Raw genomic sequence first — 15384 nt, forward strand, 5'->3', positions numbered from 1 at the left:
CTCCTTGGCTTACTGTATTTCACTGTATGGATGCCTTTAACCAATCTAGGTATACCTTGTCTATTTCATGAATGGACTGGATTTTATTGTCCGGGATGTGGAATCACAAGAGTTATTCTATCCTTGTTAAAGTTCGACTTCGTTCAGGCGTTTAGATTTAACCCGTTGCTATTTATTCTAGCGCCTCTGTATATGTTGTACTTAATTACTGAAAAGAAACGTATCCAACCACTTAGCCATGGAATTATGGCTGTGATGTTGATCCTAACCGTTACATTTGGAGTACTGAGAAATTTTCCAATGTTTGATTACTTGGCCCCTACAGTAATTCGTTAGCATCAACTATGTCTACATAATAGCTTGAAGGCGCACAATCGCTTGAGCCCGGTCAACCACCTCTAATTTGCTATAAAGATTACTAATATAGTTACGGGCTGTCCCCTCCGCAATATGCAGTGTATCGGCAATTTCGCGATTGTTAAGTCCCCGGATAATGAGCTGCGCCAGCTCCTCTTCCCGTTCTGTCAGACTCATACGATCTAAATTGGATCTTTGCCAATGTTCGTACTCCTCCGTCAATCTATTCATCCTCGTCGCCAATTTGGCTGCTACCGGAGCTGGCAGAATAAATTGCCCGGATATCGTATCACGGATCGAAGAAATCATTTTATCAGCATCCATATCCTTCAGCATATAGCCGCTTGCTCCAAATGCCATACCCTCAACAATATAATCGGTCTCTATAAAAGTGGTTAAAATCAGAATGAATATATCCGGACGAATCTGCTTGATCCGTTTTAGTGCACTGATCCCATTCATGATCGGCATTTGAACATCAAGCAGTACCAGATCGGGTTGGAATGCTTCCACCATCTCGCAGGCCTCTTCCCCGTTCTTGGCAGCGCCGACCACCTCCATATCATCCTCCAGATCCAGAATGGTACGAAGTCCTTCACGCGTCAACAATTGATCATCGGCAATTACAATCTTTATCTTACTCATTTTCTATTCCCAACCCTTCGCATTGGCAGATCGATTTCCAGTAGACATCCCTCATTCATTTCTGAATCGATGGATAAGCTACCTCCCAGTTGCTCCACCCGTTCTTTCATCGTCCTAAGTCCAAACCCCATCACTATATGACTATCTCCTGACCCACGATCTTTGAGCCTGAACTGTAAATTTGCTCCGACAGACTCCAGACTAAAATGAAACTCCGTACTCTTACCGTGTCTGATTCCGTTCGTTAGGCCCTCCTGCAAAGCATGATAGATGGCCTTTTTATAGGCTGTTGACATGGCCTCCGGCAGATCATAAATAATGGCATGGACGACAACGCCCGCATTACGTTCAGTATCGCGTATCAGTTGCTTCAACATGACCGTGAGGTCCGAATACTTGTCCTCCTTCAGCATATGGACAGAGCCGCGGATTTCATTCAAGCTATGCCGAACAAGATCCTGTGCTTCAACCAGTCGCTGAAAACCACTATCTATATCTTTTTTCTGAAGCAGCCGCTTGCCAGCTTCAATCTGCAGAATCGTCGATGTAAGTGTATGCCCAACAATATCATGAATCTCTTGGGCAATACGATTGCGTTCCTCAAAGACGGTAGCTTCGGCCAAAGCCGCAGATGTTTCTCGCATCGAACGCTCCAGACTACGAGTTCTTTCTACAACTTGGTCCTCTAGATTTTTTTTAAGATATTGGATTCCCGAATACAGCTTGGCGTTAGCGATTGAGATTGCGCATTGTGAACCAAGCAGCTTGAGCACATCGAGTCTACTTGGCGTAAATACACCTGGGGATAGGTTATTCTCCAAATAGAGCAAGCAAACCAATTTATTCTGATTCATGATAGGAAGACAAAGAACTGATTTCAGTCTATTATTCCTAACGTAAACGTTACGCGTAAATATCCCCTCACTGAGCGCATCATGTAATACAACCTGCTCCTGTGTTCTTGCTGCATAGGCTATAATCGCTGCCGGAACAAGATCTGACTCTTCCCCGAGAGGAACAGATTCGATATGCTGAGCTTCTGAGGTACCATAAGCTTCAACCATCCATTTGCCATCTTGATCAAAAATAACTGCCCCATATTCGGCCCCAGCATTGTGGAGCATGATCCGCATCAGCGTGGCCAATAATCGACTCATCTCCATCTCGCCCGATAAAGCTTGAGCAGACATAACTACAGAAAGGGAATCGACTCGATCGAGCCCGGGCTCCCGTTTAATATGCAGCAAATGGCTATGCTGCTGCTCAAGGTCAGCCGCTTTAGCCTTTGCGCCCCATTGCAGATAAGCCTCGTAGGCCTCAGTCATATAGATTCTTGCTAGATGTAATTTGCCATGACGAAGTCCATATTTGCCGTAGCATTCCGCCGCCATCGCTAAATCGTGAATATGGCCATTGATACGAGCAGCCTCAATAGACTGCTCATACAAGGCTTCAGCTTGTCGTGGATCTCGCGATAGGCGAGTCAGCTCAGCCTTCATCAACAAATATTTATGCTCATAATTTTCCGGGCAACGCTTAGCAAACTTTTTCATTTTCTTCAGCCGACTGTGCATTTTTACCCGGTATACACGTTGCTCTTCAGCGTTATATTCCTCATACAACTGAGCCCAGACTAAACATTCATACACGGTCTGCATAGGACTGTCTAAGCCATCTTCACGTGATTTTATAATGACAGCTGATTTCGCTAATGCCTCACTGGCTTCGCGGTACTCCCCAAATACATAACCTGTCAAATATCGGTGTATCCAGACCATTTCTTGTATAAAATCAAAGGTATCTCCATGAACCGACTGTGCAAAATCAGGTTCGCTAATCTCTGCGATGTTAAATGGATCATCTAGTGAGCGATAACCTGTCAATCGAACTAGAGTAGCTGCAGCTATGATAGCCTGCTTACAGTGAAGACTGTTGTTATGGCGCAGCAAATCACCGGAATGAGCAATTAACCGATCATAGATATCGCCTAACGGATGGCCAAATTGCAAAAGGGAGGCACAGTTGATTAGCACACTCTGGTTGCCTTTCCATAAGTCACCTGATTCCAGTCCCACTTTACCTGCTTTCTCGGTAAACATACGGAGCATAGTTGGATCATAATGCCGCCAGCTATCGTAGCACATTGCGAACGCAGCTAAGGTTGTCATATGCACTTTCGGATAGGGTTCCGATAAGCTGCACGCCAGCATGGCCCATTTAAATGTTTCTTCATCATTACGGAAGTAATAGTATTGAAACATTGCATAGCCTATGAATCCAATGGAAGCCTCCGGAGTCATCCCATAATCGAGCGTCAATTCAATCATGGTGAAGGAAGAAGCGAGCCACCCATCTCGGTTGACATAGAAGCAGGCATTGCTCGTATGATCTAAAGTGGTCATTGCGACTCTACGAGCCTCGTCGGTCATCGGCGGTAAAAGATTAAGCGATTCGAGTGAAACCTTCTGTAGTCTGCGCCGCAATCTTAACCATTGAAGCGTCAATTGAACATAGCTAGGATCAAATTGATGGCTCACTTTCAATAGCGATAATGTATGCCGACCTAAGGAGATAACCTCTTCATGGTTATCATTACTTGCTTCCAATTGAACCTTCATCGCGTAGATGTAAGCCTTATCCGTATTTGTCGCAGCCTTATGGATTAACAGATGAAATAATTCATTAGCCTTATCAAAATGTGAACATAAGTATTCAAGCTCGGCCCTCTCACGAAATACCCGGAAGGTTAGCCCATAATGCTCCTCCCAGCTCTGCTCCTCTAGTATCGCTGTTGCCTGAAGCATATATTGTAAGGCTGTCTCATGTGCAGTCGTTTGCTTCGCTTTTATCCCTGCCTGTAAGTTCAGCTCTACCAGTTGAAGCCTCTGTTCGGGGCGATCTATCCATGTAAGTGCCTGATTGAAATGATGGACCGCTTCAAATAGAATCGTTCCTTCACTAAGAGAGCTACGGCCTAGCAATAGCATGCCAATCCTCCAATGTAGCTCTGGGCGCAGCTCTTCGGGAACAAGAGCATAAGCCGCCCGATGAATGCGGTTGTGCTGGAATTTAAAATGCGTATATTCCTCCCCGTTAACAGGTTGTAGCACACGTCCATTTACAGCGACTTCCAACGCTTCAGTCAATGTCTCTACCGGAATCTCCGTAATTTCGGCAAGCGTACCCACATCAAATATGCTGCCCAGTAATGCAGCTCTACTAAGTGCATACACCGTCTGATCAGGAAATTGCTGTAACTTACTTGAAAGATAGGCTGCTGCATTATCAGGAACATTCAATTCAGTAATGCGCTGGAGGTCCCATTTCCAGCTTCGAAGATCCTCGTCAAATTCCACTCGCTGATCATCAATCAAATCCTGAAGGAATTGCTTAATAAATAGTGGATTCCCATCTGTCTTATGCAGAAGTACCCGCGCTAACTCGTCCAAGTCAGCAGCCTCGTAACGCATAACATCCAGTAGCAGTTGTTTTAAATCGCTGAGTTCAAGCGCTTGTAGAGATATTCTACTCATCACTACGTTGCGGTCTATCAAATGCTTTTCCAGCCTACTGAGTGGGTGCAGCCTCGTGATTTCCCGATCACGATAGGAAAGAACGATTAGCAGATGACTCGTGGCCGTGTCCTCTATAAGTGAAGTGAGATATTGCAGCGATGTTTCATCCGCCCATTGCAGATTGTCCAATATCAAGATCAAGGGATGATCTTCATGGGGAAAGAGTTGAATAAATCGGCTCATAATTAATTGAAATCGATGCTGAGCTTCCAGCGGCGGCAACGGAGGCACGGAAGGTTGGGGGCCAATCAAGAGCTCAAGCTTAGGGACAAGTTCGATCAATAATTGCCCGTAACTGTCCACTGCCTGTAAAATACGCAGCTTCCAAACCTCCACCTGCAGCTTCGTTTCCATCAGCAGTTGACTGACCAATTCTTCTATAACTTGATGCCAGATACCATAAGGGAGTGAGGTATGTAGAGATTCGAATTTGCCTCTGGCGAAAAAACCATCCAAAGAAATCGAATTTCTAAGCGTTTCTTTTAGAAAGGTTGTTTTGCCGATACCACTCTCACCACTAAGCCAGACCGTCTTTACAGCACCTTGTGATGCTCGTTTCAGTGCTTCTCGTAAGCTTAGTTTCTCAAAATGTCTTCCGTAGAATCGTTCCGATACCATCCAGCGTTCCGGAATATCCCAGCTTCCTAACAGGAAGGACTCGATGTACCCGTATTGTTGTAGGTGGGTTAGACATTCCTCAAGATCCGACTTGATTCCAAAGGCGCTGGCATATCTCGCATCAGGCATTTTCTCCATGCATTTAGAAACAATGTCAGAGACAGATAGAGGGATAGCGGGAAACCTGCGATGTAAAGGCTCAGGTGTATCTGCAAGATGACGATATACAATATCAACAACATCATGAAGCTCAAAGGGGCGACTGCCTGAGAGACATTCATACATAATGATTCCAAGCGAATAAAAGTCAGAACGATAGTCCGGGTTCAACCCAGTTCGACCCGTTTGCTCTGGCGATATATAAGGAAGCAAGGCATCCGGCCGCCCGCTTAAGGGTGACAATGGACTGGTATCATTTTCAGCGGAGCACATTCGTATATCAATAAATTTCACTTCAAAAGTAATTGGATTGACGATTAGATGAGCGGGGGTCAGTTCATTTAGTGTTATTTTTTCACGATGAATTTGCATAAGGCAATCAGCAACAGCTATGGCGATCCGAAGCAGCACTGGAAGCTCCAGTGAATCAGGTGTACGCAGTATCTGATCCAGCGTACTCCCCTCTATATCTTTTAGGAGAAGGACTGGCCGATCCGGCGTGATTTCCAGGCTATATGCCTCGATTGCTCCACGACCGCTAAGTCGCTTAAGCATGTCATACTCATGACGAAAAGCATCAACCATAGTAGATCCCGGGTACTCGCCTGTAGTTGTCTTGGCAATAACCCTAAGGCCATCTTCTTGACGTAGGAGTCTGTACAGCCTGATATCTGAGGTAGTCTCTATCAGATCTAAAGTTTGGTATCCTTGCAACTCAAACATGAACAGCACTCCCTAGTTACAATTAGGTAGACAGAATAAGCAATCTCGCAAAGCAATTATACTCATTATATCATCTGATCTCGCCATAGAATCCTATGTTGTAATTAACTTTGTCATCTATTTTGTCATATGACATCTATAAAATTCCATTGTGATAATATAGGAAAAAATACTCAATCATCCCCACATAAGGAGGATTCAAATTGCATCTTTCCTACATAGACTACCCTATGCTTGAGCACCTGTCCGATGAAGAATTACAGCAGTTAGCTCCAGAAATGCAAGAAGCGCATTATGAACCCGGCAAGCTTATCATGCAAAAGGGCGAGGTCAGCCAGCGGGTTTATATTTTGGTATCCGGTCAGGTACAAGTATTTATTAGTACGGAAATAAAGGTAGAATTGGCTATACTCTCGAAAGGCCAGTTCTTCGGGGAAATGTCCTGTCTTACCGGAGACCCCATCAGTGCACATGTAGAAGCGATCGATAACGTTCATGTAATATCCGTATCCAGAAGTGGCATGCTGCTGTTGATGGACAAAAATCGCGAGTTCCGGAGCCAGATCATCCAATCCATGATCAAGAGAATCCAAAATTCCAACGAACGTGTACTGGAAGAGCACTCGAAAAGTCAGATCATCATGAAACTTCATGAATCCGAGGAACAAGAGCGTTATGGTGAACTGATCGGAGAAAGCGCCGAAATGCGCACACTTCTCAGGTCGATTGAACATCTGTCGACGGAGCGGGTCCATGTTGTCGTGATAGGTGAATCCGGTACAGGGAAGGTAAATGTAGCAAGAGCACTTCATTACCGAGCAACGAACGGACAATACCCGCTACTGGTGTTAAATGTAGCAGACATGAGCCTCGTTGATTGGGAGACCAAGGTTATTGCGGCAAAAGGAGGAACCATTGTCATCGAGGAAGCAGAATCCTGTCCCTCTGAGAAGCTACTACAGCTGCTGGAGGCAGCTGCACAGATTCGAATCATCCTGACTAGCACTTGTCCCTTGAAGATTGTTTCCCCCTTAGCGGTCTTGCCCGTGCCTCCTCTTCGTGAGCGAACTGAAGATATACCGCTGCTTGCGCAATACTTTCTAGAGAAAGAAGGAGCGGGCAATGCGCGAGAAGTCCTCTCTCAAGATGCCCTGAGCATGCTGTCCCTGTTCCCTTACCTCGACAATAATGTAGAGGAGTTACGAAATATCGTGAGGGAAGCCTATATTCGGAGCGAAGGACGTATGATCTACAGTCACCATCTCCGCTTCGGCCGAGTCCGTAAAGTAGGAGACCGCCCCGTTATTGGTCTGGCGTTAGGAAGCGGTGCAGCCAGAGGCATGGCTCACCTTGGGGTGTTAAACATTCTGGAGCAGGAGGGCATTCCCATAGACATGATCGCAGGAACAAGCGTCGGATCTATGGTCGGAGGAGCCTATGCAGCCGGAATGTCTGTAAAAGAATGTATGAAGGTTCTTTCTACGATCAGTTGGGGACAACTGGTGCGTCCAACCTTCCCTATGCGGTCCCTTGTTCATAACGCGCCCATCATCAGCTTTATCGAAAAGCATGTCGGTAAGCGTCTAATTGAGGAGCTGCCGATACCCTTTGGCGCGATAGCCTCAGACGTCTCCACCGGTGAGGCTCATATCATGAGGACGGGTTCGCTTGCACATGCCATTGCCGCAAGTACAGCCGTTCCCGTAGCCATGCGACCTGTCAACTATCAAGGAAAGCACTTAGCCGATGGAGCCCTTGTTCATCCTGTGCCAGCTGCGCTAGTAAGAAGCATGGGAGCTGATATTGTGATAGCAGTTAACGTTTCCCCTGAATCCTTCACGAAGGGAGCAGCCAGACATCTAATAGATTCCTTAATGAATACAATTGACATCATGAGCGCAAAGCTGATAAAGGAAGAGCTGCAATTAGCGGATGTAATCTTGCGTCCCGATCTTGGCTTCAATCAAATCAGCTTTAAGGATGCGGACGATTACATAGCCGCCGGAGAAGTGGTAACAAGAGAAGCGATTACCCAAATCCGCCAAAAAATATCCGCTTCCTAAATACATTGCATACAAAAAAAGAAAAATTCAGGAGGTGTCCCAAGAGCTATGAACTGCTACTGGTACACCTCCTTGTATTTAATGCTAATGTTATATTTCTACTCATAACACATTTCATATTTCGTTAGCCCTATCGCGTTTGCGTACAATGCTGCCTGTGTCCGATCATTAACCTGCAGCTTCGCTAAAATCTGGCTGACATGCTTCTTCACCGTAAATTCACTGATATATAGACGTGTAGCAATCGTTCTGTTGCAAGCACCTTGTCCAAGTTCAATCAGTACTTCCTTCTCTTTCGGTGTTAATTCATCCGCCGGACTGCTGCCGCTAATACGCATCTTTTCTTCCATTAGACCAGGATCATAGTACTTTCTCCCTTTATGCACCAACTGGATAGCAAAGAGTAACTCCTCCGGCAGTGCCTCTTTTAGGACATATCCATCTACTAGTACTTCTTCAGCCCTCAAAAAATCCTCTCTGCTCGCAGAGGAAGTCAACAGAATGAACTTACTAACCATGCCGCGAGCACGTGCTGTCTTAATGATATCCAAGCCCGATTCATCAACAAGCTTAAGATCAATGAGAACAATATCTGGCTTTGTCGCTTCAATCACATCAAATGCTTCTTGACCATTCGTAGCTTCACCAGCAAATTGCACACCTGGCTGCATTGAAATGACAGATGCCAGCCCTCTTCTAACTAAAGGATGATCATCCACAATAACGATTTTCATAGAAACGCCTCCCTCTAAATCTCATGACAATCTTAATTCTCTATATCAAGTCCACTTAGGATACCGTCCAATTAACGTCTGCCCGTTTGGCCCCTTCCATCTTGAGCAGGAATTCCGACTTAAATCCAATAGCCCCTGCAAATAAAAGATTAGGAAAAGTACTTATCATCGTATTATAGCTGGTCACATTTTCGTTATAGATACGTCTACTAGCAGATAGATTTTCCTCTAAAATATTAATCCTTTGTTGCAATTTGATATACGGATCGCTGGCCTTAAACTCTGGATAATAGTCTGCCTGAACATTAGCAAAAGATTCTCTCACACGATTACTCATGCTGAACATTCGTAGGCTGGAAGAGTTGAACCATCTGATTCATTATAATTAATAGACTTGTCTGGTTATAGTGAGCGTTGTCATCACTTCTGTCATATTACAAAATGGATTTTTTTTACATAATACGAGTCTCATATTACGTAAGCCCAATATAAAAACAGGCGAATCATGGTGGAATACACCACAATTCGCCTGTTTTCTTCTGCCTATAGGATTTAATTGTTATCAATAAAAGAAATTAATTGCACGAGATTACCTGCGACTTGGTAAGTTAACCCCAGCATGTAAGTTCCCTTCTCCTCGTTCGATAGGTCTATAGTGAACACATCAGGATTAGCTGCCCATTCATTCATATCAAACATGATTTCTTTAGATGTTCCAGTGTTTCTGACCCCTGCTGAATTAGGGATCACTTTACTGCCATCGAGCCCTTTCACCGGATTGGTCCATTCAACCACAGGTCCCTTTAATCCTCCCACCTCTACCACTTGAGGGTCAGCCAATAAGCTCGTTAGTTTAGTTAACCCTTGTAGTGGGGAGAAATCAGTGATTTCATTTCCAGTAATATCAAGTGTCTCTAGGTTCTTAGCATACTGTAGACCTTCCAAGGATCTAGCTCTTCCGGTCTCGCTCGTTAACGTTGTAAGGTTATACATATCCCCTAGCGTTAGTTCTCCAGTTACGCCTAACGTAGTCTTGATCGAAGCACTTAAATAGTTGTCCGCAATGGTAATGACTTGCGTAAGGTCTATTTCAGTCAGACCTTCAGTTGCTTGTTGTAATGCTACTACAGCTGCATCTACTTCACTTTGTGTGACAGAAGGATTAGTCAAAGCCGCTTCTGCACTCGAAAGGCTTGCCGTAAATACCGCAATACTCTCAGCCGTGAAGCCTTCTAGAGAAATTGCTTTTGCCGCTGCAATGGCTTGCTCCAGATCTCCAGTGAATAGGTGATCTCCATTCGCAAAATGTAGTTTGGTTCCTCCCCATGTAGCATGGTCAGATCCGTTGCCATTTCCGCCGTCTGTAACGACTAATTTCAGCTCTTTAGCTCCGTTAATATCCAATTCGATGAACTTCTGCGGATCTCTGGAGCCCATAACCCCACTATCGAATTTCTTCTCTCCATCGACAAACACTTCAAAGCTCACCAAACCGACCGTACCATACATTTGTCGATCTACACCCACATAGGAAGTGAAGTAGTCCGCGTTCTTATCGCTTAGATCGTATACAATCGTCGAGTTAGAGTGTGCTCCAATCCCTCTCTCATAGGACACTACTTGATTGCTCTCATCGGTTAATCTCAGCGTATTGGCACTAATAGATTTATCCTTCAAAGGCGCAGTATAGCTGTTCTGAGTAGAATTCCAGTCGTAATCCGTCAGATACGTAAAGTCCGTCATGTCTACAACGGCAATGGTTCTAGTCTTCGTGGTCGTATTTCCATCACTATCCGTTACTGTATAAGTAATCGGATACTTTCCAGCTCTGTTGAATTTAACTTGATCTTCACCCGTAACCTTTACTTGAGCCGTCAAGTCACCATCTTCTGAATCCATTGCTGAATAGTCCGCACTTACTGCTATGGCTTGCCCCACTTTGGTGGATACAGATTTAGCTATGGTAAGCTCCGGCGTACTGTTTAGAATCATAAACTTCGCATCAGCGAAATCACCGTGGTCTGAAGCATTTCCGTTGCCGGCATTATCTAGTACCAACTTTAATTCACTTACACCCTTCACAGGGATCCGAGCTAATTTAGCTTCCGTGCCAAATTTCATCAGTCCGCTATTATACACTTCTACCCCATCGGCGAAGATTTTGAAGATCACACTAGAATTATTTTGCTCTGGGATATTTCGGTCAACCCCTACATATGTTTCAAAATATTCGAAATTAGCACCCGCCAGATTATACACGATCTCGGAGTTAGCATGCGTTCCTAAACCCTTAGCGAACTCTTTGGTTACGCCATTTACGAGTAGCTTAATCGGATTGTTAGAACTTGCCTTATCCTTACGAACAACATTATAATCCGTTCTCGCCGACTGCCAAGCTGTATCACTCAAGTATTTACTAGCGCTATACACAACGATTGTTCTGGTCTGCACAGCTGTATTCCCATCCCGGTCTGTAACTGACAGTTCGACGTTGTAAGTGCCTGTTTTGCTTGAAGTGAAACCATTCGGACTTACCTCAACGGCTCCAATCAAGTTACCATCTTCCTTATCAACGGCTGTAACATCGGTCAAAACATCAAATTCACTGTTCAGCTTAATAAACGTTGTCTCTTCAGGCACTGTGATAGTAGGCTTGCTTGAAGTATTCGTAAACTTCGCATCCGCCCATACCGTATGATCTGAAGCATTGCCGTCTGTAGCATCTGTGGTAACCAGCTTCACTTCGCGCACGCCTGTCACAGGTATTTTGACAAATTCATGCTCTGTCCCTGACCGGAAAACATCGCTCCCGAATTTCTTCTCCCCATCCACATACACTTCAAAGGTTGCAGAGGATGGCTTTCCTTTCATCGCTTGATCGATCCCGATGTAGCTTTCAAAGAAGTCATAACCTTTACCCTCAATATCATAAACAACTTCAGAGTTCGCATGTACACCGATTCCCTTGGTATAGGTCGCAGCTAACCCTTGTCGAACAAGGGTGATGATTCCACCAGAAACGGCTTTGTCTTTCTTTAATTCACCCCAACCAACAACGACTGACTTGGCATTAAGATCCGAAAGATAAGCATAGTCACTCGTTACCGTAACCAGTGTAGTTTTGGTTTCTGTAACCCCTTCGTTCTTCACTTCATATACCACTTCGTAGTCGCCTTTTTGCGTTACATTAACGGTATTTGCTTTCAGGGTGACATTAGCAGTAATATCGTTTCCTTGATAGTTAGTCGCTTTTACATAGCTCATCGGATCAAAAGCTTGATTAAGCTTTAACGTGATTTGATCTTCAACAGATAACGCTGGCTTGAAGGCTTTAACCTGTACCGGCTTCAGTGGGCTCAGCTTCTTATCATAACCAACGATCTTGTACGTATAATTGATGCTGTTATCTACATTCGTGTCCACGAACTGGTCAGTCCCTGTAAACCCTACTAACTTATCGTCTCTATACACCTCATAACCTAAGAAATCTTTCTTAAGATCCTTATCCATACTGAAGCTTAATGTGTTCGATTTAGCAGTAGTGTTAGGCGTGATATTAACCTTTATCGCAACACTCTTATCTGCTATTCCTGTTCCCTCATAATGAACCACTGAATTGTTTAAATACCAGAGCTTTTTCGGTGCTGGGTATTTATCTAACTTCTCTTTCGTTTCAGGATTCACAGTGAAGCCATGTCTGGCAAAATAGCTACTTAAGTCTAACCCCAGCACTTCAGAGGAGAACTCCACCAAATACTGCTGCTTGGAATTGTCGCCGTTCGGAAGGGAGACCTTCCGCTCGCGGTACAGCTTGGTCAGTTCTGTCCAGTAACCCGGATGCGCCAATTCTAACTGCCAATAGGCACCGAGCTGTGCAAATAAGCCCTGCTGATTCATAACCACTTTATTTTCTTCGATTACATATTTATAAATATCACTTTCAAAAGGAATACGAGTATCCATCGAGTCCGCATAGACTGACATCAGCATAGACACCATATTATTGGTTACTTCACCATATTCTCGTTCACCCATCGCCAAGCGATGCCCTATTTCATGATTCAATCCCCAGCCTGGATAGACTTTGTTAAAATCACCTAACATCGTCCCTACGGTCCCAATTTGTATCCCTGTATGATCTCCCGCTGCATACATCGCACCATAAGGCTGCATCAATCGGATGTTCTCACGAATTAGCTTCGCATCATGAATCACACTACTGCCATCCAAGCCATAGAAGTCAAAGATCGTCTTCATCCAAGTATCATAGCCGGTGACGGTACCCAGCGGATCATTTCCTTGCGTAATAAACTTGTTATAAGCTTCTGTCGCAGTTCCTGTGAAAATAACATGATCGCTGACCATTTCCACCACATCGATGAGCTCGCGATCTTGAACATTCGGATGCGCTGCCTTATCTTCATCTAATTTTTGTTTATAGGTGGTTAAGAAGGCTTTAAATTGTTCAGGATCTGTAGTCTTGGTCATCATAGGGATCTTGGTAAGCCCCTCGAACCGGATCATAGGTGCTTTACCTTGTTCCTCTGCTGTATATGGATTGACGATATACACTGTACCGCCTTTAGTCACTTCATGTGCATAATAACTATTCGTAGCAAATTCAGGAACGGTTATAATGTTCTTACCTGGACGCAATTGCACACCTCTAGCCCAAACATTCCAAGCCGCCTCTTGTTGAGAAAAGACTAAAGAAGGTAGTTTATCGCTCGAAGCTGCGTCCACATAAACGTTGATTGTATCTCCAGGCATTGCAACGAGACCTGTAGGCTGGTTGTTCGTACCGAAACCAATTCTCAGGTTTTCCTGCGCATGCTTTTTCATATCTCCACGTTGTTCCGCCTCAATGATGGTGCCTTCGGTTTGAACTTCACCATTCACTAGCTTCTTAGCTAAATCCAAAGAATCTTTCAGGATTGGATAGAGCGGATGTACTTTTGCCGCTTCTTCTAATTCATTGATTGCTTCGACGCTATTATAAGCAGGAACAACCGCACTCATCGTGCCATCTGTGAAAATACCATTTACAGCTTCGCTTACTTTATCCTCTGTATAAAATCTAAATTCAGCCGCAAAAGGTCTGTTGATATTGGCCTTTGTGAACTTGAATTTCAATCTTTTAAACTTCGTAGGTTCGAATTTAAACTCCAGAAAGTCATTCGTACTAGTCGCGGTTCCGCTAGATACGAGCTGGAAGGTTTCTCCCTTACTTGTTTCTGATGCATAAATTTCAAAAGCCTCTGGGAAGCCTTTACGATTATCTCTAGCCAGAAAAGCCAATCTATCTAGTACTTTCGCTTGCGCTAATTCAAACACGACTTCATTCGTGAAGCTGTCATCATTGTTTTTGTTCGTTTCCCAGTGTGTATTCGGCTGGTCATCGAGCATGTATTCCGGTTTCGTACCTGGATAGCTCCCACCGTTCACCGTTACTTTTGATACGTTTGAGTTGGGCATTCTATAAGCTTCGCTATAGGCATTTTCGTATGCTGTACCATAGCCTTTTAGCTTCGAAACCTTAGCCGCTGTTGCCTCTATTTGATGATTCTCCAGAAGTACTTTTGCATTCTCTATATCTGCTTGAAACTGCGCGTACAGTGGATGTGTCTGCACTTCTTGTTCTAAAGCCGTTAATTTCTCCACCGTATTAAATGCTACGCTAACTTGACTCAAGGTATCATCTGTAAATAAATTTTTCATTTTAGCGGATACGGTATCTTCTTTGTAAAAAGAAAACTCAGCCGCACTCGCCCAATCTTGGTTAGCTTTTTTGAAGACAAATTTAAGTCTCTTGAAGGCTGTGGGTGCAAACTGAATCTCTACTACGTCACCTGCTCCGCCTTTATATTCTCCAGAGGATACTAGCGTAAAATCGCCTGCATCCGTTGTTGAACCATAAATATCAAATTCCTGAGCAAACCCCTTACCCTTTGCACTGGATTGTCTTGCAGCATATACGATTCTATTTAATTCAGTGGACTCATTGAAAACAAAGACAACCTCATTCGTAAACGTTGAACTATTCGGTTTGCCCGTTTCCCAATGCGTACTCATATCGCCATCCATAGCCTTAGCTATAGGTGAACCTGAGTAGTTACCACCGTTATTGGTAATGGATTTAATATTCGCAGGATTCATTCTAAAAACATCATTATAAGCGCCTAGGATAGCCTTGCCGTACAGATCAAACGGAATAACTGAAGCATTGCTTAATAGGTCAGCCTTGCTTTGTACTACAGTGTTCACTACACTTACCTTGCTTACATCACTTGCTAAAGCATAACCTGCCTCACTCGAAAAACTAGCTAACATGGCTGCCGATGTAGCGATCGCAATCATTTTTTTCATCTTTTCTACCCCCCAGATGTAATATGAATCTCTTCCGTGCCTAAAAATAGGCACAAAAAAAACTACCCCAAAAGAGTAGCTTGATTGCGTATAAAGTCGCACAAAAACTAAGACTTAATTTTCATTAAACTTTAACAAGCATAA

The 15384-nt window shown here is 44.1% G+C and carries 7 protein-coding genes; 2 read left to right on the forward strand and 5 right to left on the reverse strand.

Annotated elements, in window-relative coordinates:
* The first annotated feature begins 30 nt into the window (after positions 1–30).
* Positions 31–336: a DUF2752 domain-containing protein gene (locus PAENI_RS12665; RefSeq protein WP_262495595.1), complete on the forward strand. Its 306-nt coding sequence runs from the start codon at positions 31–33 to the stop codon at positions 334–336.
* 12 nt (positions 337–348) lie between these two features.
* Here PAENI_RS12665 and PAENI_RS12670 read toward each other — a convergent pair whose 3' ends face one another.
* Both PAENI_RS12670 and PAENI_RS12675 read right to left on the reverse strand, forming a co-directional pair.
* A complete protein-coding gene (locus PAENI_RS12670; RefSeq protein WP_149645472.1) occupies positions 349–1002 on the reverse strand; it encodes a response regulator transcription factor in 654 nt (217 codons plus the stop codon).
* Complete coding sequence (locus PAENI_RS12675; RefSeq protein WP_149645473.1) at positions 999–6077, reverse strand: AAA family ATPase; 5079 nt, start codon at positions 6075–6077, stop codon at positions 999–1001. The genes PAENI_RS12670 and PAENI_RS12675 overlap by 4 nt, the downstream gene beginning before the upstream one ends.
* Positions 6078–6280: 203 nt before the next feature.
* Between PAENI_RS12675 and PAENI_RS12680 the strand changes: the two genes are divergently transcribed.
* Positions 6281–8140 (forward strand): patatin-like phospholipase family protein, encoded by a 1860-nt coding sequence (locus PAENI_RS12680; RefSeq protein WP_149645474.1) that lies wholly within the window; start codon positions 6281–6283, stop codon positions 8138–8140.
* A 98-nt stretch (positions 8141–8238) separates the two neighbouring features.
* On the opposite strand, the gene PAENI_RS12685 is transcribed toward PAENI_RS12680, so the two are convergent.
* From PAENI_RS12685 to PAENI_RS12695, 3 genes are all read right to left on the reverse strand, one after another.
* Positions 8239–8874 (reverse strand): response regulator, encoded by a 636-nt coding sequence (locus PAENI_RS12685; protein ID WP_149645475.1) that lies wholly within the window; start codon positions 8872–8874, stop codon positions 8239–8241.
* A gap of 55 nt (positions 8875–8929) precedes the next feature.
* Complete coding sequence (locus tag PAENI_RS12690; protein ID WP_188114543.1) at positions 8930–9211, reverse strand: LemA family protein; 282 nt, start codon at positions 9209–9211, stop codon at positions 8930–8932.
* A gap of 215 nt (positions 9212–9426) precedes the next feature.
* Entirely contained in the window at positions 9427–15240 is a 5814-nt protein-coding gene (locus tag PAENI_RS12695; RefSeq protein ID WP_149645477.1) for an NPCBM/NEW2 domain-containing protein, read from the reverse strand.
* Between the last annotated feature and the right edge of the window lie 144 nt (positions 15241–15384).

Source organism: Paenibacillus sp. B2(2019), assembly GCF_008370385.1.
Lineage (GTDB): Bacteria > Bacillota > Bacilli > Paenibacillales > Paenibacillaceae > Paenibacillus_AQ.

Excerpts from the sequence above, each read along its gene's own strand:
- PAENI_RS12675 (WP_149645473.1), bottom strand. The coding sequence starts at position 6,077 with ATGTTTGAGTTGCAAGGATACCAAACTTTAGATCTGATAGAGACTACC.
- PAENI_RS12690 (WP_188114543.1), bottom strand. The coding sequence starts at position 9,211 with ATGAGTAATCGTGTGAGAGAATCTTTTGCTAATGTTCAGGCAGACTAT.
- PAENI_RS12670 (WP_149645472.1), bottom strand. The coding sequence starts at position 1,002 with ATGAGTAAGATAAAGATTGTAATTGCCGATGATCAATTGTTGACGCGT.
- PAENI_RS12665 (WP_262495595.1), top strand. The coding sequence starts at position 31 with ATGCCTTTAACCAATCTAGGTATACCTTGTCTATTTCATGAATGGACT.
- PAENI_RS12695 (WP_149645477.1), bottom strand. The coding sequence starts at position 15,240 with ATGAAAAAAATGATTGCGATCGCTACATCGGCAGCCATGTTAGCTAGT.
- PAENI_RS12685 (WP_149645475.1), bottom strand. The coding sequence starts at position 8,874 with ATGAAAATCGTTATTGTGGATGATCATCCTTTAGTTAGAAGAGGGCTG.